The sequence below is a fragment of the Sphingosinicella xenopeptidilytica genome, assembly GCF_042676985.1.
Classification (GTDB): domain Bacteria; phylum Pseudomonadota; class Alphaproteobacteria; order Sphingomonadales; family Sphingomonadaceae; genus Sphingosinicella; species Sphingosinicella xenopeptidilytica.
This window is the reverse complement of record NZ_JBHTIK010000001.1, coordinates 437,064-459,758: the sequence shown is the minus strand read 5'-3', so window position 1 is coordinate 459,758 and position 22,695 is coordinate 437,064. Positions and strand designations below refer to the sequence as shown.

The following is a 22,695-nucleotide window of genomic DNA, read 5'->3' as shown; positions in this document are numbered from 1 at the left end:
AACCTATCCTAACGCGCGGTCCGGCTGGCGCCAGCCGGACGATCTTTCATGGCGACGACGCACTTGCCATAGGGCGACGCCCCGACCCAATCCTTGTCCGGATGCCAGGCGAAAACGAAATTGCCGCCCTTGATGAGATCGATGACACCCTGCGCGACCGCGCTGCGCAGTGCCGGGCAACCCCAGCTGCGCCCAAGCCGGCCCTGCTTCGCGCCTGCTTCGGGATTCACATACGGTGCGCCGTGCATGACGATGGCGCGATCGCGCGCCGCATCGTTGATGCCCGGCACCAGCCCGTCCATGCGCAGCGAATAGCCATTCGAGCCCGTATAGGTCTCGGCGGTGACGAACAGGCCGAGGCTCGACTGGTGCGAGTTCATCGCGTTCGAAAAACTCGTCGTGCGATTCTCACCCGAGTTGCGGCCGTGCGCGACATATTCCTGCACGAGCGCGGCACCCGTCTTCAAATCGATGACCCAGAGGCGCGGCTCCAGCGAGGCGCGGCCGTAATCGATGATGGTGACGCTGCGCGCCGCCTTGCCGATGCCCGACGCCTGCGCACAGGAGACGACATCGAGCGCGGCGCGGCGCACGTTTGCGTCCAGCGTCACGGCCTTCGGCGCAGGGGCCGCCAGCAGGGCAAAGGTGAGAATCCCGATCATGTCGTCGCTCCGAATACCCTAAACCGGCCCGATCCGGCAACGGCGACGCGGCACCGTGCCATCACGCTTTACCCTGTTTGCCGCTGCGGCTACGGATAGCGGCATGGCTGAAACCCGCATCTGGACCGCCGCACTCATCGTCATCGGCGACGAGATTCTCTCCGGCCGAACCCAGGACGCCAACCTCGCCTATCTCGCGAAATGGCTTAACATTCAGGGAATCCAGCTCGTCGAAGCGCGTGTCGTTCCCGATCAGATGGGTGCCATCGTCGCTGCCGTCAATGCCTGCCGCGCCCAATGCGACTATGTGTTCACCACCGGCGGCATCGGGCCGACGCACGACGACATCAGCGTCGATGCCGTCGCGGAGGCTCTCGGCGTACCGGTCGTGCTGCACCCGGAGGCCGAGGCCATGCTGCGCCGATACTACGGCGAGCGCATCACCGAGGCGCGGCTGCGCATGGCCCGCGTCCCGGAAGGCGCCGACCTCATCGAAAACCCGGTTTCGGGCGCGCCGGGCATCCGCATCGGCAACGTCTTCATGCTCGCGGGGGTACCCAAGATCACGCAGGGGATGCTCGCGGGACTCGACGGCAAGCTCGAAGGCGGGCTTCCCGTGCTCGACCGGACGGTGGGCGCCTGGGTGCCGGAGAGCAGCGTTTCCGAGATTCTGATCGCTGTGGAGCGGGAAAAACCCGGCATCCAGATCGGCAGCTATCCCTTCTGGCGCGAAGGCAAGATCGGCGCAAACTTCGTCATCCGCAGCCGCGAGCAGGCCGCGCTCGACGACGCCGCTGCCCGCCTGATGGACGCACTGTCCGCCGCCGGGCACCAGCCCCTCGACGGCGCCATCTAGAGGCGCTAGGCACGCCGAAGACCGCAGCGGCCCACGTGGCGGAATTGGTAGACGCAAGGGACTTAAAATCCCTCGCCTGTTTCAGGCGTGCCGGTTCGATCCCGGCCGTGGGCACCAGCGACGGTTTTCACTCCGCCCGTTAAGGATATTTACAGTCGTGTGACGGCATGATTCCCTGTGCCTGGGTTCCACAGGGAAGGAACTTGCGATGCACGATGACGTACCGCACGGAGTTGATGGCGATTTCGTCCGGCAGATGCAGGACTGGCGCCCGCTGACCGCCGATATCCTCTACCATATGCCGGATCACCCGCACGTGCTGCAGAGCTTCACGTGGCAGACGCTGGACATGGCGCCGCGCTTTCCGCGGCTGATCCGGTTCCTCGATTTCTGGTCGCACAGTATCGACGGAATGCTGCATTCGGTGCGGATCATGCACGGCGCATCGCTCCGCCCGGCCGAATACCGCTTTGTCGACCACGAACTCAGGCTGAACTGACGCCTATTTGAGCGCGGTGATATCGAGCGGGGTCAGCGCGGCAGCCGCGGCGGCGCTCGCCTTGCGCTCGGCATCCGGCTCGGCGATGAGGCCGCGCGATTTGAGATAGCCCTCCGGCCCGAACGCCGCCTCGCTCGTATATTCCTGCAGGAACACCGCGAGCGCGGGCTTCGCACGAGCGTGCTCGCCCTTCACGTAGATGTAGAGCGGACGTGAGGCCGGATAAGCGCCGCTCGCGATCGCTTCGTATTCCGGCGCGATGCCGTTCATCTTCACGCCTTCGATCTTGTCGAGGTTCTCTTCAAGATAGGAGTAGCCGAAGATGCCGACCGCGGTGGGGTTGGCGACGAGCTTCTGGACGATGAGATTGTCGTTCTCGCCGGCTTCCACATAGATGCCGTCCTCGCGGAGCTTGGTGCAGCGCGTCTTGTATTCGTCCTCGTTCGAGTCCTTCAGCGCCTTGAGGTTCGGGAAGGTGGAGCAGCCCGCCTCCATCACGAGCTCGTTGAAGGCATCGCGCGTGCCCGAGGTCGGCGGCGGGCCGAGCACTTCGATCTTGCGGTTGGGGAGCTTTGGATCGATCTGGTTCCAGGTGGTGACGGTGTTCTTCGAACCGTCCGGCTTCGTGGCGGCAAGCGCGAGGAAGATCTGCGCGGGCGTCACGTCGAGATGCGCATCGGACTTCGACTGCGCGATCGCGATGCCGTCGAGACCGACCTGAACCTCGACGATCTGCTTGACGCCGTTCGCGTTGCAAAGCTCGACCTCGCTCTTCTTGATGCGCCGCGAGGCATTGGCGACATCCGGGTGCTGCGTACCGACACCGCCGCAGAACAGCTTGATGCCGCCGCCGGTGCCGGTCGACTCGACGATCGGCGCGGCCGCCGCCGGATACTTGCGGCGGAAGTTCTCGGCGACCGCCGTGGTGAACGGGTAGACGGTGGACGAACCGACGATGCGGAGCGCGGGACCGGAGACATTGATGCCGCCAGTCGCCGCCGTGTCACCGCCCTGCGGCGGCGTGGGCGCGGGGGACGAATCGCAGGCGGCGAGCGCCAGAAGACCGATACCGGCAAGAGCAAGGCTGGTGATGCGCATGGGATTCCGTCTCCGCTTCAAGGACGACCTGTTTCTGACGCCGCCCCTAGGCGCGTTCGATGACGCTTTGGTGACAGTGAAATGGCGGAACCGTTACAGTGCCAATCAGTGGGCGGCGTTCCAGTTTTGGCCGGTGCCGACCTCGACGACGAGCGGGACGGTCATTTCAACGACGGGTGCGCAGGCTTCCTCCATCACGCGCTTGATGATGGCGCCGGCCGCGGCCGCCTTGTCCACGGGAACCTCGAAGACGAGTTCGTCGTGCACCTGCAGCAGCATCCGTGCGTCGGCGAGGCTTTCCGCCTCCAGCGCGTCTTCGATGCGGATCATCGCGCGGCGGATGATGTCCGCCGCCGTGCCCTGTAGCGGCGCGTTGATCGCAGCGCGCTCGCCGAAGGCACGCTCGGCCTGGTTCGAGGACTTGATGAGCGGGGTGTGGATGCGGCGGCCGAACAATGTTTCGACATAGCCGATGTCGCGCGCGCCCATCTTGGTGCGCTCCATGTAATCGCGGATGCCCGGGAAGCGCTCGAAGTAGCGCTTGATGTAATCGCCCGCCTCGCCGCGATCGATGCCGAGGTTGCGCGCGAGGCCGAACGCCGAGATGCCGTAGATGATGCCGAAGTTGATCGCCTTCGCCTGGCGGCGGACGAGCGGCGTCATCTGCGCCATCGGCACGCCGAACATCTCGGACGCAGTCATGGCGTGAATGTCGAGTCCGTCCGCGAACGCCTGCCGGAGCTGCGGAATCTCGGCGATCTCGGCGAGCAGACGCAGCTCGATCTGGCTGTAGTCCGCCGAGAGCAGGACATTGCCCGCTTCCGGCACGAAGGCGTCGCGAATCTTGCGGCCTTCTTCCGTGCGGACGGGGATGTTTTGGAGGTTGGGATCAGTGGAGGAGAGACGCCCCGTGGTGGTCGAGGCGAGCGCGTAGCTGGTGTGGACGCGGCCCGTTTCGGGGTTGATCTGTTCCTGCAGTGTATCGGTGTAGGTGGACTTGAGCTTGGCGAGCTGGCGCCAATCCAGAACCTTCTGCGCGATCGGGACACCTTCGCCGGCGAGGCGATCGAGCACGTCGACGTCCGTGGAGTAAGCACCCGTCTTGGCGGACTTCTTGCCGCCCTGCAGGCCCATCTGTTCGAACAGGATCTCACCGAGCTGGCGCGGAGAGGCGACGTTGAACGGCCCGCCCGCAAGCGTATGGATTTCCGCCTCGAGCCGTTCAAGGCCCTGCGCATAATCCGCTGAAAGGCGTGCGAGCGCCGCGCGATCCACCTTGATGCCGCGCCGCTCCATGCGCATCAGCACCGGGGCGAGCGGGCGTTCGAGTGTTTCGTAGACACCGGTCACATGCTCCCGCCACAGGCGCGGCTTCAGGTGCTGCCAGAGGCGAAGCGTGCAATCGGCATCCTCGGCGGCGTATTTCGTGGCAGCGTCGAGCGGCACCTTGTCGAAAGTAACCTGCGCCTTGCCCGTGCCCGCGACCTGCTTGAACGGGATCGGCTTGTGGCCGAGCAACCGCTCAGACAGCCCGTCCATGCCATGGCCCATCGGGCCGCCGTTTTCGAGCGCCTTGCCCGAATCGAGCGCGTAGGAAATCAGCATCGTATCGTCGAACGGCGCGATTCCGATGCCCTGTCGCGCGAGCACGAGCATGTCGTACTTGAGGTTCTGGCCGACCTTCAGCGTCGCGGGATCTTCGAGCAGCGGCTTCAGCCGGACGAGCGCTTCCGCCCGGTCCACCTGCACCGGTGTTTCGCCGAGCAGCCCCTCGCTCGCGACATGGCCGAGCGGGATGTAGCAGGCGCGGTTCGGCGCGGTCGCGAGGCTGACGCCGACGAGATTAGCGCGCATCGCATCGAGATTGTCCGTCTCGGTATCGACGGCGACGGTCCCTGCCGCGAACGCCTCGGCGATCCAGCGGTCGAGCACCTCAAGCGTCGCGACGGTCTCGTACTTGTCGTGCTCGAAGGGCAACAGCGCCGGCGAGAAGGCGTCGGGCGGGGGCAGCGCCGCACCCGGCGCGCCGCCTGCCGCTTCCACGGCCGCGTGCTTGCCGAGCTTGGAGAGCAACGTGCGGAAGCCGTGCTTCTTGAAAAACGCCGAAAGCGGCTCGTGCGGCGGATCCTTGAGCGCGAAGGTCTCGATCGGTTCGGGAAGCGGCCAATCGATCTTGAGCGTGACCAGCACGCGCGACATGCGGATATCGTCGACGCTCGACTGAATCATCTCGCGCAGCTTGTCGCGCTTGATCTCGCCGGCGCGGGCGATCAACGTCTCGACGTCGCCGTATTCCTGGATGAGCTGCGTTGCCGTTTTGGGGCCGACGCCGCGCACGCCCGGAATGTTGTCGACCGCGTCGCCCATCAGCGCCAGAACGTCGCCGACCTTCTCCGGCGGCACACCGAACTTCTCCTCGACATGCGCCACGTCGATGCGGAGGTCGCGCATGGTATCGAGCATGTCGATGCCGCCGCCGACGAGCTGCATCAGGTCCTTGTCCGAAGAGACGATGGTGACCTTCATACCGGCGTCTCGCGCCTTCACGGCATAGGCGGCGATGATGTCGTCCGCCTCGATGCCGATCTCCTCGATGCAGGGCACCGAAAAGGCGCGCACGGCATCGCGGATCAGCGGGAACTGCGGGATCAGATCCTCGGGCGGCTCCGGCCGGTTCGCCTTGTATTCAGGGTACAACTCCATGCGGAAGCTGTGCTTCGAGGCATCGAGGATGACGGCGAGATGCGTCGGCCCCTCGCCGCGGTTCAGCTCCTCGATCAGCTTCCACAGCATCGCCGTGAAGCCGAACACGGCATTGACCGGCGTGCCTTCGGGATCGGTGAGCGGCGGCAGGCGGTGATAGGCGCGGAAGATGAAGCTCGACCCGTCGACGAGGTAGAGATGCTGGGGGGCGTCGGTCATGAGGTGCGTGTAGCAAGCGGGCGCCGCGTTGGCGAGCGGCGGGGTAACGGCCACGCCAATCACGCGATCAGATCAGCGGCAGACGATCACCCGCCCAGATCGGCTGCTGTCATCGCGGCCGTTACAGGCATGTCCGGCAACGCCGCGATCGCGGGCTTCCCGTTCCCGCGCCAGATCGCACAAACGACGCCGATGATGTCGGCACCGGCCGCGCTCACCAGACGCGCGGCGTCGGCGACCGCTCCGCCCGTCGTTATCACATCCTCGATAAGGACGACCCGTTTGCCGCGCACGTCGGCGCCCTCCACAGCCAGACAGGTTCCATATTCTTTCGCTTCCTTCCTCACAAAGGCAGCCGGGAGGCCGGTTACCAGCGAGACGGCCGTCGCAATCGGAACGCCTCCGAGTTCCAGACCTGCGAGGACTTCCGTATCGGCCGGAAGCAGCGGAAGCATTTCGTTCGCCACTCTTCTGAGCAGGGCGGGGTCGGCCTCGAAACGATACTTGTCGAAGTATGTCCGAGAGATTTGTCCGGAGCGGAGACGGAACGTTCCCTGAAGTGATGCGATTTCGCGAATGTCGGCGGCGAGCGTCGGATCGATCATGAGCGCCCTGATACAGGAACGCCGTACAATGAGAAGCTACGGGATCAGCACCGTGTCCTCTGCCGAGGATGACGGCTGCGGATAATCGAGCGTGTAGTGCAGCCCGCGGCTTTCGTGGCGGCGGAGCGCGGAGCGGACGATGAGGTCGGCGGCCGTGAGAAGATTGCGCAGCTCGATGAGGTCGGGCGTCACGCGGAAGTGGCCGTAGAAATCCTCGACCTCGCCGGTGAGCAGCTTGATGCGGTGCTGCGCGCGCTCCAGCCGCTTGGTGGTGCGGACGATGCCGACATAGTTCCACATGAACCGGCGGATTTCCGTCCAGTTCTGCTTGATGACAACCTCTTCGTCCGAATCGGTGACGCGGCTCTCGTCCCACGCGCGGATCGGCGGCGGCGATGCGAGCCCGTCCCAACTCGCCGTGATGTGCTTCGCCGCAGCCTCGCCGAACACGAAGCATTCGAGGAGCGAGTTGGAGGCGAGGCGGTTCGCGCCATGGAGGCCGGAGTGGCTGACCTCACCCGCCGCATAGAGGCCGGGGAGGTCGGTGCGGCCGTCGCGGTCGATGACGACGCCACCGCAGGTGTAATGCTGCGCGGGGACGACCGGGATCGGCGCTTTCGTCATGTCGATACCGAGACCGAGCAGCTTTTCGTAGATGTTCGGGAAGTGATGCTTCACGAATTCCGGTTCGCGGTGGCTGATATCGAGATGCACGTAATCGAGGCCGAGGCGCTTGATCTCGTGGTCGATCGCGCGGGCAACGATGTCGCGCGGGGCAAGCTCGGCACGGGGATCGAAGCGCGGCATGAAGCGCTCACCACCGCCGGGGACGCCGGGGGGCAGCTTCAGGTGGCCGCCCTCGCCGCGCACCGCCTCGGTGATGAGGAAATTCTTGACCTCAAGGTTGTAGAGGCAGGTCGGGTGGAACTGCATGAATTCCATGTTGGCGACGCGGCAGCCCGCGCGCCACGCCATGGCGATGCCGTCCCCGGTGGCGCCGCGCGGGGCGGTGGAGAACAGATAGGTGCGGCCCGCGCCGCCGGTGGCGAGCACGGTGGCGCGCGCGGTCAGCGTCTCGACGCGGCCGGTGGCGCGGTCGAGCGCGTAGACGCCCCAGACGTGCCCGTCGCCCGAATAGCGCTCGCCGTGGCGGCTGGTGACGAGATCGATGCCGACCCTGTCGGGCAGCAGCGTGATGTTGGGGCTGGCGGCGGCAGCTTTTTCGAGCGCCTGCTGCACGGCCCAGCCGGTCGCGTCGTCGACGTGGACGATGCGGCGATGGCTGTGGCCGCCCTCGCGCGTCAGGTGCCAGCGTTCGGTGCCGCCTTCGTTGAAGGGCACGCCGATCTCGGCGAGCCGCTCGATCGCGGCGGGGGCGTTCTCGACGACAAACTCGACGATGTCGCGGTGGTTGAGCCCCGCGCCCGCCACCATCGTATCCTCGATATGGCTTTCGAACGTGTCGCCCGGCTCCAGCACGGCGGCGATGCCGCCCTGCGCCCATGCCGTAGACCCGGCCGACAGGTCAGCCTTCGAGAGCACGCCGACATGGAAATGCTGCGCGAGGTTGAGCGCGCAGGTAAGCCCGGCCGCGCCGGAGCCGATGACGAGAACGTCGAACTCTGTCGTCATGCTGCCTGCTGCTGCGTGAGGTGGAGGAACACGTCTTCGAGGTCCGCCTCGCGGGTCGAGACGTCGACGACGCCAAGGCCGGTGGCGCTGATCGCCTGCAGAAGCTCGCCGGCAGTGAGCACGCTGCGATTGTAGGTGAGGATGAGCTGGCGGCTGCCCTTCACCTCCACCTTCTCGGCGGGAAGCCCGGCGGGCGGGCTATCGAGATCGCGATCCACCGTGACGATCAGGCACTTTTCCTGCGCGCTCGCAAGGAGCGCGTGCGTCTCGTCGTTCGCCACGACCTCGCCGTTGTTGATGATCGCGATGCGGTCGCAAAGCTCTTCGGCCTCTTCGAGATAGTGCGTGGTGAGCACGACCGTGGTGCCCGCCGCGTGGAGCTGGCGGACGTATGACCAGAGCTGCTGACGCAGCTCGATATCGACGCCCGCCGTGGGCTCGTCGAGGATCAGGATCGGCGGATTGTGGACGAGCGCCTTGCCGATGAGGAGCCGCCGCTTCATGCCGCCCGAGAGCGTGCGCGCATAGGCGTGCGCCTTGTCTTCGAGGCGCAGTGCGCGGAGGATTTCCATCGAGCGACGCTCGGCCTTCGGCACAGCGTAGAGCCCGGCCTGAATCTCCAGCGCCTCGAAGGGCGTGAAGAAGGCGTCGAACAGAATCTCCTGCGGCACGATGCCGATCGCGCGCTTGGCGTTCCTGCGATCCGCATCGATGTCGAAGCCCCAGATGCGCGCGGTGCCGCCGGTTTTGTTCACAAGACCAGCGAGGATGTTGATCAGCGTCGACTTGCCCGCGCCATTGGGGCCGAGCAGGCCGAAGATTTGACCGCGCGGCACATCGAAGCTGACGCCCTTCAAGGCGCGCTTTCCGTCTGAATAGGTTTTTTCGAGGTCGCGGATTTCGATGGCGGGCTGCATGGACGCCTCGCATAGCGCGGACGCCCATGCCCGCCAAGCGGACTTACGCGGCCTCCACCATCGCGGCGATGGCATCGGGCGGCAGATTGGTCGCCTCCTTGGCGATCTCGGCGACGATGCGGTCCACGACTTCCTTGTGGTAATGCTTGCGCATCTCGCCAAGCGTGGCGGGCGGCGCGATCACGACAAGGCGGTCTGTTTTCCCCGCCAGTGCACGCTTTTTCAGGATATCGGCGACGTCCGCTGCGAAACGATCCTCGGCGAGCTGCTTGAAATCGGTTTCCTCATAGCCGTGGCGCCGCGTGCCGACGCTCTGGAAGCTGCGGCCCGGCCTGTCGCTTGAAAGTTCTCGGTCGGGGCGCAGCTCCTGCTCTTCCTCGCGGATCACCTGCAGATCGGGGAACTTCGTGTCGCCCTCGTTGACGAGCAGCAGCAGCTTGCGCCCGTCGGCGACGCAAATCTCGGTCTTGTGCTGGAGGATCATGGCGTCTCCCTTTTCGGCCTGTGTGTGAAGCTTCAACGCAGCATGGCGAAACCGGTTGCGACCCAAAGGCGGCCGTTCCATAGAGCCTTCGCCATGCATGACATCCGTTATATCCGGGAAAACCCCGCCGAATTTGATCTGGGTCTAGCGCGCAAAGGCCTCACGCCCTTGTCAGCGGAAATCCTTGGCGAAGACACCGCACTGCGTGAAACCGTAACGACGCTGCAGGCCGCGCTCACCCGCCGCAACGAAGCCTCGAAGGCGATCGGTGCCGCGAAGGCGCAGAAGGATGAGGCCGCCGCTGCCGCGCTGATGGCCGAGGTGAGCGAGCTCAAGACGCGCATCCCCGACCTCGAAGCGAAGGAACGCGAACTTTCCGAGGCGCTGAACGCGCGGCTCTCGGCCATTCCGAACCTGCCCGCCGCCGATGTGCCGGAGGGACCGGACGAGACCGCGAACGTGGTGCTGAAGACGTGGGGGGAGCCGCGTACCTTCGATTTCGAAGCGAAGGAGCACGATGCCGTCGCCGCGCCGCTCGGCCTCGATTTCGAGCGGGCCGCGAAGCTTTCCGGCGCGCGCTTCGCGGTGATGAGCGGCGGCGTCGCCCGCCTGCACCGCGCGCTCGCGCAGTTCATGCTCGACCGGCAGATCGCGAACGGCTTCACCGAAACCGCCGTGCCGCTGCTCGTGCGCGACGAAGCGGTGTACGGCACCGGCCAGCTTCCGAAGTTCGCCGAAGACCTGTTCCAGACGACGGATGGCCGCTGGCTGATCCCGACCGCCGAGGTGAGCCTCACGAACCTCGTGGCGGGTGAGATCCTCGACACCGCGAGCCTGCCGCTGCGCCTGACCGCGCTCTCCCCCTGCTTCCGTGCCGAGGCAGGCTCGGCGGGGCGGGACACCAAGGGCATGATCCGCCAGCACCAGTTCGAGAAGGTCGAAATGGTGGTGATCGCGGCGCCCGACCGATCCGAGGCAGAACATGCGTGGATGACGCAGTGCGCCGAGGGAATCCTACAGGCGCTTGGGCTTCCCTATCGCGTGATGCTGCTGTGTTCCGGCGACATGGGCTTCGCGTCGCGCAAGACCTATGATCTGGAGGTCTGGCTGCCTGGGCAGGGCTGCTACCGTGAGATTTCCAGCGTTTCCAACTGCGGCGACTTCCAGGCGCGGCGCATGAACGCGCGCCACCGCGCGGCGGGCGAGAAAGGCACGGCGTTCGTCCACACGCTGAACGGCTCCGGGCTCGCCGTGGGCCGCACGCTCGTCGCGGTGCTGGAGAACTATCAGCAGGCGGATGGATCGGTGACGATCCCCGAAGCGCTGCGCCCCTACATGGGCGGGCTGGAGGCACTGCGGCCGTGAGGATCCTGCTCACCAACGACGACGGCTATCATGCCCCCGGCATGGCAGTGCTTGAGGCGATCGCGCGCGAACTCAGCGACGACATCTGGGTGGTCGCGCCCGCCGAAGAGCAATCAGGCGCGGGGCACTCGCTGACGCTCTCGCAACCGATCCGCCTGCAGAAGCACGGCGAGCGCCGCTTCGCGGTGCGCGGCACGCCGACCGACAGCGTGATGATGGCGCTCGGCCTCCTGATGAAGGACAATCTGCCCGACCTCGTGCTCTCGGGCGTGAACCGCGGCGCGAATCTTGCCGAGGACGTCACCTATTCGGGTACCGTTTCAGCGGCGATGGAGGCAACGCTCTACGGCATTCCCGCCATCGCACTCAGCCAGTGCCTTGGCTCCATGCGCGCGGCGCAGGCGTTCGAGACGGCGGCGAAGTGGGGCGCCACGGTGGTGCGTGCGCTCGCCGCGAAGACATGGCCCAAGGGCGTGCTGATGAACGTGAACTTCCCCGCCGTTGCACCGGATGCGGTGAAGGGCGTGCGCGTGACCGAACAGGGTTTCCGCGACTACGGCGCCACCGCCATCGAGGAGCGCGTCGACCCGCGCGGCTTCACCTATTACTGGTTCGGGCTGGGACGCGAGGCTTCGGAGGCCGGACACCTCACCGATCTGCAGGCGACGCACGAAGGCCTGATCGCCGTGACGCCGCTGCACCTCGACCTCACCCACTACGAGACGCTGGACGCACTGCGCGATGCGGTGAAACACCTCGGCTAGGCGCTTTCGACGATTCAAATCCGCGTCTCGCCGGGTTAGAGACATCTCCATGTTCCGCTTCACCGTTCCTTTCGTCCTGCTTCTCGCCGCCGCCTGCTCGGCCCCGTCGCGCCCGCAATTTCCCGTGCCGACGCCGAAGAAGCCGATCGAAAGCGCCGCCACCCCCGCACCGGTGACACAGGCCGCCCCCAAGCGCGCGCCTTGGAAGCCGGTGAAGGTGGTCGCGGACGCTGTCGACGTGCCGCAGCAGACGGTCACCGTCGCGCGCGGCGATACGCTCTCCCGCATCGGCGAGCGCACGGGCTCCTCCGTACAGGCGATCGCGCAGGCGAACAGGATCGCGCCGCCCTACACGATCGAGGTGGGGCAGGCGCTGAACATTCCCGGCGGGCGCTATCACACGGTGAAGGCGGGCGAGACGGGCATCACCATCGCGCGCGCCTATGGCGCGGACTGGGAAGGCATCGTCACGACCAACGAACTGAAGGCGCCCTACACGCTGCGCGTCGGCCAGCGGCTGCGGCTGCCGACGAAGGCGCAGGTCCGCGAGATGACGCTCGCCGAACGCGCCGCCGCCTTCACCATCGACATCGACGACCTCATCACCGGCAGCGAACCCGCCGCGACCGAAGCCGCCGCCGCGGCGCACCCGGCGGGCGAAACCGCGCCGCCGCAGGCGGTGGCCGCGCTGCCGCCGACCCCGGCTTTCAACGGGCGTTTCGCCGCACCGGTAGAGGGCAAGCTCATCAGCCGCTTCGGCGCGAAATCCGGCGGACTCTACAACGACGGCATCAATCTCCGTGCCCCCGCCGGGGCGCCGATCCGCGCGGCGGCGAACGGCGTCGTGGCCTATGCCGGAAACGCCGTGGAGGGCTTCGGCAATCTCGTGCTGCTGAAGCATGACGGCGGCTGGGTGACGGCCTATGCGCACGCCGAAGACCTGCTCGTGATCCGCGGCGACACGGTGCGCCAGGGCGACCCCATCGCCCGTGTCGGCAAGACCGGCTCCGTGGACGAGCCGCAGCTTCACTTCGAGATCCGGCAAGGCAAGAAGCCGGTCGACCCGCTGCCGCTTTTGCCGGGGGTTGGGTAAAGCCATGCACATAGCCGCGTTCGTTGCGATCGGCGTGGCAGCAGCTATCGGCTTCACACTCTACGATTTTCGGGATGAGTTCCCCACACTCCCCCAAATCTGCGCTCATCTACCCTCTCCATTGACACCAGCGCGCTACGCGGATCGCATCGCGCCGGGGCAATGCCCATGGGAAGCAAGTTTCGGCTTCAAGAAGTCGTTCAACGGCACATTCGTGTCAGGATTAGAAGTGTCGAGGTTCTGCCCCGACGAAGCCTCTATGGATTTGACGAAATGCAAGTGGCTGAGCATTGATTCGCAGGCATCCCTAGATTTCCCCGCCCTTTCGGAACACCTCGACAACCGCGCAGGCGGATATGCGAAGTTCCGCGTCCGTTTTAGCGGCTGGGAAAGCCTGTGGCCGGGACATCATGGTTACAGGGGCGCATACGCTGGCCATGTGCTTGTCGATCGGTTCGGAGCGGTCGAACCGATCACGCTGCCATCAGCGCAGTAAATCACTCCCTTCCCGTCCTCCCGGCGCAGGCCGGGATCCATGCGACGCTGGTTATGGACCCCGGCCTGCGCCGGGGTGACGGGAAGTTAGAGGGCACGCCCCCTTGCGTCCGGGCGCGTTTTCCGTCACTGGCGCGCGTCTCATGACCGTGAAAACGCTCCCCGCGCCGCCGAAGGTCGGCATGGTGTCGCTCGGCTGCCCGAAGGCGCTGGTCGACAGCGAGCGGATTCTGACCAAGCTGCGCTCGGACGGCTATGCGATGAGCCCGGACTATGCGGGCGCCGACGTCGTGCTGGTGAACACCTGCGGCTTCCTCGATTCGGCGAAGGAAGAGAGCCTTGCCGCGATCGGTGAGGCGATCGCCGAAAACGGCCGCGTGATCGTGACCGGGTGCATGGGGAACGAGGCGGACGTGATCCGCGCGCGCTTCCCCGATGTGCTCGCGGTGACGGGGGCGCATCAATATGAGGCCGTCGTCGAGGCCGTGCATGAGGCCGCGCCGCCGGTGCCATCGCCGTTCGTCGACCTGGTGCCGGAGGCGGGGCTGAAGCTAACGCCGCGCCACTATTCGTATCTGAAGATTTCGGAGGGCTGCAATCACCGCTGCAAGTTCTGCATCATCCCCTCCCTGCGCGGCGATCTCGTCAGCCGGCCGGCAGCGGCGGTGGTACGGGAAGCCGCGAAACTGGTGGAAGCGGGCACGAAGGAACTGCTCGTCATCAGCCAGGACACATCGGCCTATGGCGTCGATATCCGGCACGCGACTTCGAAGTGGGAAGGGCACGAATACCGCGCACACATCACCGATCTGGCGCGTGATCTCGGCAAGCTCGGCGCGTGGGTGCGGATGCACTACATCTACCCCTACCCGCACGTCGATCAGCTGATGCCGTTGATGGCCGAGGGGCTGGTGCTGCCCTATCTTGATATTCCCTTCCAGCACGCGAGCCCGGCGGTGCTGAAGCGCATGGCGCGGCCCGCGAACGAGGCGAAGGCGCTGGAGCGCATCCGCTCGTGGCGGGCTATCGTCCCCGACCTCGCCATCCGCTCCACCTTCATCGTCGGCTTCCCTGGTGAGACGGAGACGGATTTCCAGTATCTCCTCGATTGGCTGGAGGACGCCGGGATCGATCGCGCCGGCTGCTTCAAGTACGAAGCCGTCGAGGGCGCTGCCGCCAATGCGCTGGACGGCGCGGTACCGGAAGAGATCAAGGATGAGCGCTGGCACCGCTTCATGGAAGCGCAGGCCCGGATTTCAGCCGCGCGCCTGCAAAGCCGCGTGGGCCGCGAGATCGATGTGATCATCGACGAGGCGGACGATGAGGGCGGCGCGACCGGGCGCTCGCAGTGGGACGCGCCCGAGATCGACGGCCAGGTGCTGCTGCGCGACGCCGATGTGGCGCCGGGCGATATCGTGCGCGTGCGCATCGAGGACGCCGACGAAACGGACCTGTTCGGCGTCCCCGCTTAAGACTTCAGACGAAAATCTTGCCCGGGTTCATGATGCCGTTTGGATCGAGCGCGGCCTTCACCGCGCGCATCGCGGCGATCTTTGCCGGGTTGCCGAGGCGCGCGAAGGTCTTCGCCTTCGACGTGCCGATGCCGTGTTCGGCGCTGATCGAGCCGCCGTACCGCACGACGATGTCGTAGATCTGGTCGCTGACCTCGTAGCGGCGCGCCATCAGTTCGGTGCGCGGACCCGGCTCGGATGTCTTCACGTTGAAGTGCACGTTGCCGTCGCCGAGATGGCCAAACGCCATCACCTGCGTACCCGGCCAGTCCGCCTCGATGATCCGCGTCGCCTCCTCCATGAAGCGCGGCATATCGGAAACGGGCACCGAGACGTCGTGCTTCACCGAAGGCCCGTCGAGACGTTCGGCCTCGGGCAGCTCTTCGCGAAGGCGCCAGAAATCGAGGCCCTGCGCACGGTTTTCGGCGAGCGCGGCATCGCGCACCAGCCCATCTTCGAACGCGGCGGCAAGACCCGTTTCCAGCGCCTGACGCTGCGTCTCGCCAGCCATCGCCGAGGTCGCCTCGACAAGCACGTACCACGGATAGACGTCCGACAGCGGATCGCGCGCGCCGGGGATGTGCTGCAGCACGAGATCGATGCCGTGGCGCGGGATCAGCTCGAAGGAATCGAGATTGTCGCCGGTCGCCGCCTTGAGACGGGCGAGCAGCGAGAGCGCAGCGTGCGGATCGTCGAGCGCGACGAACGCCGTCGCCATTTCGCGCGGCGCGGGCATCAGCCTGAGCGACGCTGCGGTGACGAAGCCGAGCGTGCCTTCGGCGCCGATCAGCAGCTGCTTGATATCGTAGCCGGTATTGTCTTTCCGCAGCGGCGTGAGCTGATCGAGGATGCTGCCATCGGGCAGCACGGCTTCGAGTCCGATCACCTGCGCGCGCATGTTGCCGTAGCGGAGCACCTGAACGCCGCCCGCGTTCGTCGAGATGAGGCCGCCGACCGTTGCCGAGCCCTTGGCGCCGAGCGAGAGCGGGAACATGCAGTCCGCGTCCTCGGCGGCCTTGTGCAGCGTCTCCAGGATCACGCCCGCCTCGGCGACGACGGTGAAGCCCGTCGCATCGAGCGCGCGGATGCGGTTCATGCGGTCCATCGAGACGAGCACGGCGCGGCCGTCCTCCTCCGGCACGCCGGCGCCGACAAGACCCGTGTTGCCACCCTGCGGCACCAGCGGTGTGCCGGTCTCGTTCGCGATTCTGACGATGCGCGCCAGCGTCTCGGTATCGCGCGGCAGGAGGAGCAGCGGCGAGGTGCCCGTCTTCTGGCCGCGCCAATCGGTGAGCTTGGGCGCGAGACGATCGGGATCGTCGGACCAGCCGCCGGGTCCGGCAGCATCGCGAAAGAGGTCGAGGACGGTGGTTTCGGGTTGTGTCGCCATAGCGGCGCCCGCTTTAGGGGAAACCGCCGCCCCACGGAAGCTGCAACGTTTTCCGAAATGCACCCTGCAAAAACCGATAGTCCGCAAGGCCACAAGCGTTGCAATCCGGCAACGGTTTGCTGTCAGCGATGTCAGTATACCTGTTCAAAACCGGGGGATCGCGCGGCATCGCTGGACAAGCCCTTGAATCCGGGTTTCTATGCCCTTCGAGCGGTATAGGGGAGGCTATCGCTGTGATGGGCTGGGCCTCCTCCCGCCGTCCGACGCGCCACACCAGAACAGGCGCGCGGATGCAACGGTAACCTTGGGAGGGTACTCGTCATGCAGTCACGTTTCCGCGCCCGTAGTGTCTTCGTTTCCAGCGCCTCAGCACTCGCCGTCCTCGCCGCCTCGCCCGCGTTCGCGCAGGTGACCGAGCAGAACGACTCCGGCATCGAAACCATCATCGTCACCGCCCAGCGCCAGGCTGAATCGCTGCAGGACGTGCCGATCGCCGTGAGCGCCTTCTCCTCGCAGGCGATGGAGCGCCAGCAGATCGAGAATTCGAGCGACCTTCAGCTCACGCTGCCGAACGTGTCGTTCAGCAAGGGCAACTTCACCTCATCCAGCTTCACGATCCGCGGTATCGGCGATCTTTGCGTGGGCGTGACCTGCGATTCCGCGACCGCCATCCACGTGAACGACACGCCGCTGCTGCAGACCCGCCTCTTTGAAACCGAGTTCTTCGACTTGGAGCGCATCGAAGTGCTGCGCGGGCCCCAAGGCACGCTGTTCGGCCGCAATGCGACCTCCGGCGTGGTCAATCTCGTTACCGCGAAGCCTGAACTTGGCAGCTTCGGCGCTGCAGGCGATGCCGAATACGGCAACTTCAACGCCATAAAGCTGAAGGGAATGCTCAACCTGCCGGTCGGCGACACGATCGGCATCCGCCTCGCCGGCTTCTACCAGAAGCGCGACGGCTATACCGAGAACGTCTATGACGGCAACGACATCGACGACCGCGACATGTACGCGATCCGCGGCTCGCTGCGCTGGGAACCGACCGACTCAACGACCATCGACCTGATGGGGTATTACTTCCGCGAAAAAGACAACCGCGCCCGTATCCAGAAACAGAAGTGCCAGCGCGATCCGACCGGCATTCTCGGCTGCCTTCCGGGCGACCTGAAGTTCGAAACGCTGAACGGCAATGCGACGGTCGCCTCGATCCTGACGTCCCGCGAATTCTTCGCGACGCAGGGGCTGCCCACCGCGTTCGCGCTCGGCAGCCTCTACGGCCCCGACGTCTATGCCGGCTTCACCAACCCCGACGACGTGCGAAAGGTGAACACCGACTTCACGCCGACCTACTTCACCGATGAAGAGCAATATCAGGCGCGCATCACGCAGGACATCGGCGCCTTCACCGCGCAGGTGACCGGCCTCTATCACGCGAGCCGGGTCGATTCGCGGCAGGACTACAACCTCTCTGTGCAGAACCGCGCAGGTTACACTGCGGGTCTGACCGCGCTCTACGCCGGGGCGAACGGTCTTATTCCGCTTCCCCCGGGCCTTGCGGGCTATCTCGCCCCGGTCGCATCGGCGCTTATTCCGAGCGGCCCGGGCGGCGCGCTTTGCACGTCCGACGCCGAACCGACCGGCACCGGCAGCTACGGCGGCCATGTCGTGTGTGCGGCGACACCGCAGGACTTCGACAGGTCGGTCCAGAAGAGCACGGACTGGTCGATCGAAGGCATTCTCACCAGCAACTTCGATGGCCCGATCAACTTCCTGATCGGCGGCATCTATGCGGACCTGAAGCTGACCGAGAACAGCTACTACGTGAACGCCTTCGGCCTCGATTATGCCAGCGGCGTCCTTGGCGCCTTCAATTCCTTCTCCAATGGCATACCGGTGCCGAGCTATCTCGCCACGCCCTCTTACCGGAACAATACGGATTACTTCCGTCTGAAATCATACGGCATCTTCGGCGAGGTCTATTACGAGTTCAGCGACCGCGCCAAGCTGACGCTCGGCCTGCGTTACAACAGCGACAAGAAAAACGTGCGCGCCCGCACCACGCTCGCCAACTTCCTTACCCCGCACACGCTGGACAACGCCTTCGACTCGCCCTTTGCGGCGCGTTTCGACGCCGACCCCGGAACGCCCTGCCCGGCGGGCTCGCCCGTCGGCGCTGCGGGCTCGGTCGCCGGATGCGAAGCCTTCCAGAACCGTCAGGTTTCGTTCAAGGAGTGGACCGGCCGCGCCGTGTTCGACTTCAAGATCACCGACGACAACCTGCTCTACGCATCCTACTCGCGCGGCTACAAATCGGGCGGTATCAACCCGCCGCTGTCGCCGATCTTCGCGGTGTCGGACAGCTTCGAACCCGAGTTCATCGACTCGTTCGAAATCGGCTCCAAGAACAGCTTCCTCGACGGCACGCTGCAGCTGAACCTCACGGCCTTCTACTACAAGTACAAGGGCCTGCAGCTCAGCCGCATCGTCGCGCGCACATCGGTGAACGACAATGTCGACGCCGACATCTACGGCGTTGAAGGCGACGCGATCCTCAGCCCGACGCCGGGCCTGCTGTTCAACGTGGGCTTCAGCTACCTGCACACCAAGGTGGCGAGCGACAAGTTCCTCTCGAACCCCCGCGACCCCTCCGGCGGCCGTTCGGACGTTGTGATCATCAAGGATATCACCAACGCTTCGAACTGCGCCGTGGTCCCGACCACCGCCGGAAACGCCGCGGGTGCCAACGCCTTCGTGAACTACGTGAACGCGAACGTCATCAACCCCAGCATCGTCACGTCCAGCGGACTTGTGCCGAGGACGCCATCGCAGCCGAACGACTCGCCGCTCGCCGGAACGACGCCGTTCCCCTCCGACAGCGGCATCGGCGCGACGGGCGCATTCAGCATCTGCAGCGTGCTCACGGCCGCGGCCGCATCGGCCGGATCGCTGTTCGGCGGAATCTCGGTCGCGCCGTCGGGTGTCGAGGTCAACCTGAAGGGCAACAAGCTGCCGCAGGCGCCGAACTACAAGTTCTCGGTGGGCGCCCAGTACACGGCGGACTTCGACAACGGCATGTCGCTCGTCCCGCGCGTCGACCTCACCTACACGGGTGAAAGCTACGGCAGCATCTTCAACGGGACGGTCAACAAGATCCCGGGCTACGCCCAGATCAACGCCCAGCTGCAGCTGAATGGCGCGAACGATCGCTGGTACATCCGGGGCTTCGTCCAGAACCTTCTGGACAACAACGCCACCACCGGCCTCTACGTGACCGATGCCTCATCGGGCCTCTTCACCAACATCTTCACCCTGGAGCCGCGCCGCTACGGCGTGGGTGCCGGCTTCAAGTTCTAGAACGAGGTTTAGACAAGGATGCGGGCGGGACTTCGGTTCCGCCTGCATTTTTTGTAAAGGTTTAATTCAGGATCCGCGCTATATCGCGCCCTGAAACGGGCGGGGACTCATGCTGAATCAAGGCTTCTACATGATCGAGAAGCGCGCGGTGCGGGCGAAGGGCCCGTTCACCACGGGCCCGCTCGTCATCGGCCTTGCGCATTTCATCGTCGCGCTCATCAATATCCGCCTGACGGGCTGGTCCGTCGGCATGGCGACAGTGTGGGCCGCGAACGCGCTGGTACTCGCCGCGCTGCTGGTCGTGCCCACGCGACGCTGGCTGCCTTATGTCGTTTCGGTCTGGATCGCCGGGTTCGCGGCGAACCTGCTCGGCGGATACCCCGCCTTTGCCGCCGCGCCCTTCGCCGCGGTCAACATCGCTGAGGCGGCCTTCGCCGCCCTTCTCACCCGGCGCCTGGTAGGTGGGCCGCTGCAACTCGAGCATCCCGACCACCTGCTGAAGTTCATCGCATCGTCGATCGCCGCTGCTGCCTGCTCGGCATCGCTGAGCGCTCCATTCATGTCCGCAGCCGTGGACGAGGCAATGGGGCGCAGTTGGCTGTCGTGGTTCGCCTCCGATACGCTCGGGCTCTTGCTGGTAACGCCCATCCTGCTGATCGTTTTCGCGATCTGGTCCGGGAAACGCTCGTTCCTGCAAGGCCGCAGCGCAATCGAGGCCGTAGCGCTGTTCGCGCTCGTGACCGGCCTCAGCCTCCTCGTCTTCGGTCAGACGCGCTGGCCGATGCTGTTCCTGCTGCTGCCGCCAATGCTGCTGACGACCTTCCGTCTGCGTTCGGTGGGCGCGACGGTTGCCGTCGTCATCGTCGCGTGCATCGGCTCCTACTTCACGACCATCGGCTCCGGGCCGATCGCCCTGATGCCCGGCGACGTTGCCGACCGGATCTACTTCTTCCAGTTCTTCCTCGCGGTCGCGTTCCTGCCCGCGCTTCCCGTCGCTTCGGTGCTCGATGAGCGCGATGCGCTCGCTGCGATCGCCGAACGACAAGCCTCCACCGACGAGCTGACCGGAACCGCTTCGCGCCGCATGTTCCTCGCCCGGCTCGAAGCCGCGGGCGAGGCCGCCAACGCCAACGGCACCGCCTTTTCGGTCGCGCTGTTTGATGTCGATCACTTCAAGTCCGTGAACGACCGCTTCGGCCACGACGTTGGCGACGCCGTGCTGCGCCATGTCGGCGCGCTTGCGATGGCCATCGTCGGGCGCCACGGCCTCGTCGGGCGGCTCGGCGGCGAAGAGTTCGCCGTGCTGATGCCGGGCCGCAGCCTCGATCAGGCAGCGGGTCTGTGCGAGGCGCTGCGCAAGGCCTGCTCCGACACGGACGACATGCCGGACGGCGTCGTGCCGGTAACGATCAGCGTCGGCGTGGCGGCACTGGCGCGCGGCCGAGTGCCCGCAGACGTGCTGAAAGCCGCCGACGCGGCGATGTATCTTGCCAAGTCGAGCGGCCGCGACCGGGTGCAGATCGTCCGCTGAGAACGCGGCCTCTTGACGCTGCGTCGCGCAGTTTCCTTGACATTTGGCAGGGAAGCGCCAAAAGCGCGGCGCAAGGCACCCTGTTAACGCCTGCACAAGGTCATTGAATTTGAGCTTTCACGCCCTCGGCCTTTCGGACGAGCTTCTCGCGGCTGTTGAAGACAGCGGCTACACTGAGCCTACCCCCATTCAGCGGCAGGCGATTCCGCTTGTTCTGATGGGCCGCGACATCATCGGCGTTGCGCAGACAGGAACCGGGAAGACCGCCTCTTTCGTGCTGCCAATGATCGACATCCTTGCCCACGGCCGCGGCCGTGCCCGGATGCCGCGCTCGCTGATCATCGCACCGACGCGCGAGCTTGCCGACCAGGTCGCACAGAACTTCCTGAAATACGGCAAGAACCACAATCTCTCGATGGCGCTGCTGATCGGCGGCGTCAGCTTCGGCGATCAGGACAAAGCGCTGGAAAAGGGCGTCGACGTGCTGATCGCGACGCCCGGCCGCCTGCTCGACCAGTTCGAGCGCGGCAAGATCCTGCTGTCGGGCGTCGACATCCTCGTCATCGACGAGGCCGACCGTATGCTCGACATGGGCTTCATTCCCGATGTGGAGCGCATCTGCTCGCTGCTCGGCCCGAATCGTCAGAGCCTGCTCTTCTCCGCCACCATGGCGCCGCCCATCAAGAAGCTCGCCGACCGCTTCCTGAAAGAACCGCGCATGATCGAGGTGGCGCGGCAATCGAGCACCAACGCCAACATCGCGCAGTCGCTGCTGATGACAGGGCCGCGCGAGAAGAAGCAGGCGCTGCGCGAATTGCTGCGCGCCGAAGAGGTGACCAGCGCGATCGTTTTCTGCAATCGCAAGCGCGACGTGAAGGAACTCGCCGAATCGCTGAAGCGCGATGGTTTCCGCGCCGGGCAGATTCACGGCGACATGGAGCAGCGCGACCGGCTGTCGACGCTGGAAGACTTCAAGGCCGACCGCATCTCGATCCTCGTCGCCTCCGATGTCGCGGCCCGGGGCCTCGACATCAAGGGCGTCAGCCACGTCTTCAACTTCGACGTGCCGTTCAACGCCGAAGACTATGTGCACCGCATCGGCCGCACCGGACGCGCCGGCAAGACCGGCATTGCGGTGACGCTGGTGACCTCCGCCGACGCGGAACTCGTAGCCGACATCGAGAAGCTGATCGGCGCCCGCGTCGAACGCCGTGGCACGGTGCCGCAGCAGGACGGCGGCGGCGCCAAAAGTGCCGATAAAGGTGCTGAAAGAGACGCGGACGCAGGCAGGGATGCGGGCAGGGACGCCGACAAGGACGCCCGCCCGGCAGGCAGCCGCGCGCGGGGCGGAAAACGTGCGCGGGGCGGCGACCGCAAGCCGGAGGCGCCGCGTGCAGACCCTGCGCCCAAGGCGGCTCCGCGCTCGGCCCGTGAGGAAGAGTTCGATGACGGCGGCTGGAACGGCCCCCTCCCCGACTTCCTTTCCGTCTCCGCACGCGGCTGATTTCTTCTTACTT

Annotated in this window: 18 protein-coding genes and 1 tRNA gene; 11 read left to right on the top strand and 8 right to left on the bottom strand. The window is 65.7% G+C overall.

The annotated features are described in order from the left end of the window. Positions 1–8: 8 nt before the first annotated feature. A complete protein-coding gene (locus tag ACFQ00_RS02295) occupies positions 9–662 on the bottom strand; it encodes a murein L,D-transpeptidase catalytic domain family protein (protein ID WP_381485581.1) in 654 nt (217 codons plus the stop codon). 103 nt (positions 663–765) lie between these two features. Between ACFQ00_RS02295 and ACFQ00_RS02290 the strand changes: the two genes are divergently transcribed. The 3 genes from ACFQ00_RS02290 to ACFQ00_RS02280 all read left to right on the top strand — a co-directional run bounded on the left by ACFQ00_RS02290 (position 766) and on the right by ACFQ00_RS02280 (position 2,017). Further along, positions 766–1,518: a competence/damage-inducible protein A gene (locus tag ACFQ00_RS02290; RefSeq protein WP_381485577.1), complete on the top strand. Its 753-nt coding sequence runs from the start codon at positions 766–768 to the stop codon at positions 1,516–1,518. Between the two features lie 29 nt (positions 1,519–1,547). Then, a tRNA-Leu gene (locus tag ACFQ00_RS02285) sits at positions 1,548–1,635 on the top strand. Positions 1,636–1,726: 91 nt separating this feature from the next. Continuing rightward, positions 1,727–2,017, top strand: coding sequence for an usg protein (locus ACFQ00_RS02280; RefSeq protein WP_381485574.1), 291 nt, complete (start codon positions 1,727–1,729; stop codon positions 2,015–2,017). Positions 2,018–2,020: 3 nt separating this feature from the next. Here ACFQ00_RS02280 and ACFQ00_RS02275 read toward each other — a convergent pair whose 3' ends face one another. The 6 genes from ACFQ00_RS02275 to ACFQ00_RS02250 form a co-directional block, all read right to left on the bottom strand. Then, the gene (locus tag ACFQ00_RS02275; protein WP_381485571.1) at positions 2,021–3,115 is read right to left on the bottom strand and encodes a PstS family phosphate ABC transporter substrate-binding protein; all 1,095 of its coding nucleotides are present in this window, start codon (positions 3,113–3,115) and stop codon (positions 2,021–2,023) included. Between the two features lie 105 nt (positions 3,116–3,220). Further along, positions 3,221–6,037: a DNA polymerase I gene (polA, locus tag ACFQ00_RS02270; protein ID WP_381485901.1), complete on the bottom strand. Its 2,817-nt coding sequence runs from the start codon at positions 6,035–6,037 to the stop codon at positions 3,221–3,223. Between the two features lie 86 nt (positions 6,038–6,123). Then, the gene (pyrE, locus tag ACFQ00_RS02265) at positions 6,124–6,642 is read right to left on the bottom strand and encodes an orotate phosphoribosyltransferase (protein ID WP_381485568.1); all 519 of its coding nucleotides are present in this window, start codon (positions 6,640–6,642) and stop codon (positions 6,124–6,126) included. Positions 6,643–6,678: 36 nt separating this feature from the next. Then, entirely contained in the window at positions 6,679–8,274 is a 1,596-nt protein-coding gene (gene nadB, locus ACFQ00_RS02260) for an L-aspartate oxidase (RefSeq protein WP_381485566.1), read from the bottom strand. Continuing rightward, the gene (locus tag ACFQ00_RS02255) at positions 8,271–9,191 is read right to left on the bottom strand and encodes an ABC transporter ATP-binding protein (protein ID WP_381485563.1); all 921 of its coding nucleotides are present in this window, start codon (positions 9,189–9,191) and stop codon (positions 8,271–8,273) included. The genes nadB and ACFQ00_RS02255 overlap by 4 nt, the downstream gene beginning before the upstream one ends. Before the next feature lie 43 nt (positions 9,192–9,234). Beyond that, positions 9,235–9,675: a host attachment family protein gene (locus ACFQ00_RS02250; RefSeq protein ID WP_381485561.1), complete on the bottom strand. Its 441-nt coding sequence runs from the start codon at positions 9,673–9,675 to the stop codon at positions 9,235–9,237. 93 nt (positions 9,676–9,768) lie between these two features. Between ACFQ00_RS02250 and serS the strand changes: the two genes are divergently transcribed. The 5 genes from serS (at position 9,769) to rimO (ending at position 14,864) form a co-directional block, all read left to right on the top strand. Then, complete coding sequence (gene serS / locus ACFQ00_RS02245; RefSeq protein ID WP_381485558.1) at positions 9,769–11,040, top strand: serine--tRNA ligase; 1,272 nt, start codon at positions 9,769–9,771, stop codon at positions 11,038–11,040. Continuing rightward, a complete protein-coding gene (gene surE, locus ACFQ00_RS02240; protein ID WP_381485554.1) occupies positions 11,037–11,804 on the top strand; it encodes a 5'/3'-nucleotidase SurE in 768 nt (255 codons plus the stop codon). Before serS ends, surE begins: the two co-directional genes overlap by 4 nt. A gap of 49 nt (positions 11,805–11,853) precedes the next feature. Beyond that, positions 11,854–12,897, top strand: a complete 1,044-nt coding sequence (locus ACFQ00_RS02235) for a peptidoglycan DD-metalloendopeptidase family protein (protein WP_381485552.1) — start codon at positions 11,854–11,856, stop codon at positions 12,895–12,897. A 4-nt stretch (positions 12,898–12,901) separates the two neighbouring features. Then, positions 12,902–13,393: a hypothetical protein gene (locus tag ACFQ00_RS02230; RefSeq protein ID WP_381485549.1), complete on the top strand. Its 492-nt coding sequence runs from the start codon at positions 12,902–12,904 to the stop codon at positions 13,391–13,393. Between the two features lie 142 nt (positions 13,394–13,535). Continuing rightward, positions 13,536–14,864, top strand: a complete 1,329-nt coding sequence (gene rimO, locus ACFQ00_RS02225) for a 30S ribosomal protein S12 methylthiotransferase RimO (RefSeq protein ID WP_381485547.1) — start codon at positions 13,536–13,538, stop codon at positions 14,862–14,864. A 4-nt stretch (positions 14,865–14,868) separates the two neighbouring features. Here rimO and ACFQ00_RS02220 read toward each other — a convergent pair whose 3' ends face one another. Further along, positions 14,869–16,293 (bottom strand): FAD-binding oxidoreductase, encoded by a 1,425-nt coding sequence (locus tag ACFQ00_RS02220; protein ID WP_381485544.1) that lies wholly within the window; start codon positions 16,291–16,293, stop codon positions 14,869–14,871. Positions 16,294–16,614: 321 nt separating this feature from the next. Here ACFQ00_RS02220 and ACFQ00_RS02215 point away from each other — a divergent pair, with 321 nt between their 5' ends. From ACFQ00_RS02215 to ACFQ00_RS02205, 3 genes are all read left to right on the top strand, one after another. Continuing rightward, a complete protein-coding gene (locus ACFQ00_RS02215; RefSeq protein ID WP_381485542.1) occupies positions 16,615–19,647 on the top strand; it encodes a TonB-dependent receptor in 3,033 nt (1,010 codons plus the stop codon). A gap of 109 nt (positions 19,648–19,756) precedes the next feature. After that, positions 19,757–21,178 carry a GGDEF domain-containing protein gene (locus ACFQ00_RS02210; protein WP_381485539.1) on the top strand — a complete coding sequence of 474 codons (1,422 nt, stop codon included), beginning with the start codon at positions 19,757–19,759 and terminating at the stop codon, positions 21,176–21,178. 109 nt (positions 21,179–21,287) lie between these two features. Continuing rightward, positions 21,288–22,682 (top strand): DEAD/DEAH box helicase, encoded by a 1,395-nt coding sequence (locus tag ACFQ00_RS02205; RefSeq protein ID WP_381485536.1) that lies wholly within the window; start codon positions 21,288–21,290, stop codon positions 22,680–22,682. Positions 22,683–22,695 lie beyond the last annotated feature (13 nt).

What these genes read in the sequence shown, in the direction of transcription:
- ACFQ00_RS02255 (WP_381485563.1), bottom strand. Translation starts at nt 9,191, where the DNA reads ATGCAGCCCGCCATCGAAATCCGCGACCTCGAAAAAACCTATTCAGAC.
- ACFQ00_RS02290 (WP_381485577.1), top strand. Translation starts at nt 766, where the DNA reads ATGGCTGAAACCCGCATCTGGACCGCCGCACTCATCGTCATCGGCGAC.
- pyrE (WP_381485568.1), bottom strand. Translation starts at nt 6,642, where the DNA reads ATGATCGATCCGACGCTCGCCGCCGACATTCGCGAAATCGCATCACTT.
- ACFQ00_RS02280 (WP_381485574.1), top strand. Translation starts at nt 1,727, where the DNA reads ATGCACGATGACGTACCGCACGGAGTTGATGGCGATTTCGTCCGGCAG.
- nadB (WP_381485566.1), bottom strand. Translation starts at nt 8,274, where the DNA reads ATGACGACAGAGTTCGACGTTCTCGTCATCGGCTCCGGCGCGGCCGGG.
- ACFQ00_RS02210 (WP_381485539.1), top strand. Translation starts at nt 19,757, where the DNA reads ATGCTGAATCAAGGCTTCTACATGATCGAGAAGCGCGCGGTGCGGGCG.
- serS (WP_381485558.1), top strand. Translation starts at nt 9,769, where the DNA reads ATGCATGACATCCGTTATATCCGGGAAAACCCCGCCGAATTTGATCTG.
- polA (WP_381485901.1), bottom strand. Translation starts at nt 6,037, where the DNA reads ATGACCGACGCCCCCCAGCATCTCTACCTCGTCGACGGGTCGAGCTTC.
- ACFQ00_RS02220 (WP_381485544.1), bottom strand. Translation starts at nt 16,293, where the DNA reads ATGGCGACACAACCCGAAACCACCGTCCTCGACCTCTTTCGCGATGCT.
- ACFQ00_RS02275 (WP_381485571.1), bottom strand. Translation starts at nt 3,115, where the DNA reads ATGCGCATCACCAGCCTTGCTCTTGCCGGTATCGGTCTTCTGGCGCTC.
- ACFQ00_RS02250 (WP_381485561.1), bottom strand. Translation starts at nt 9,675, where the DNA reads ATGATCCTCCAGCACAAGACCGAGATTTGCGTCGCCGACGGGCGCAAG.
- ACFQ00_RS02215 (WP_381485542.1), top strand. Translation starts at nt 16,615, where the DNA reads ATGCAGTCACGTTTCCGCGCCCGTAGTGTCTTCGTTTCCAGCGCCTCA.
- ACFQ00_RS02230 (WP_381485549.1), top strand. Translation starts at nt 12,902, where the DNA reads ATGCACATAGCCGCGTTCGTTGCGATCGGCGTGGCAGCAGCTATCGGC.
- ACFQ00_RS02295 (WP_381485581.1), bottom strand. Translation starts at nt 662, where the DNA reads ATGATCGGGATTCTCACCTTTGCCCTGCTGGCGGCCCCTGCGCCGAAG.
- ACFQ00_RS02235 (WP_381485552.1), top strand. Translation starts at nt 11,854, where the DNA reads ATGTTCCGCTTCACCGTTCCTTTCGTCCTGCTTCTCGCCGCCGCCTGC.
- rimO (WP_381485547.1), top strand. Translation starts at nt 13,536, where the DNA reads ATGACCGTGAAAACGCTCCCCGCGCCGCCGAAGGTCGGCATGGTGTCG.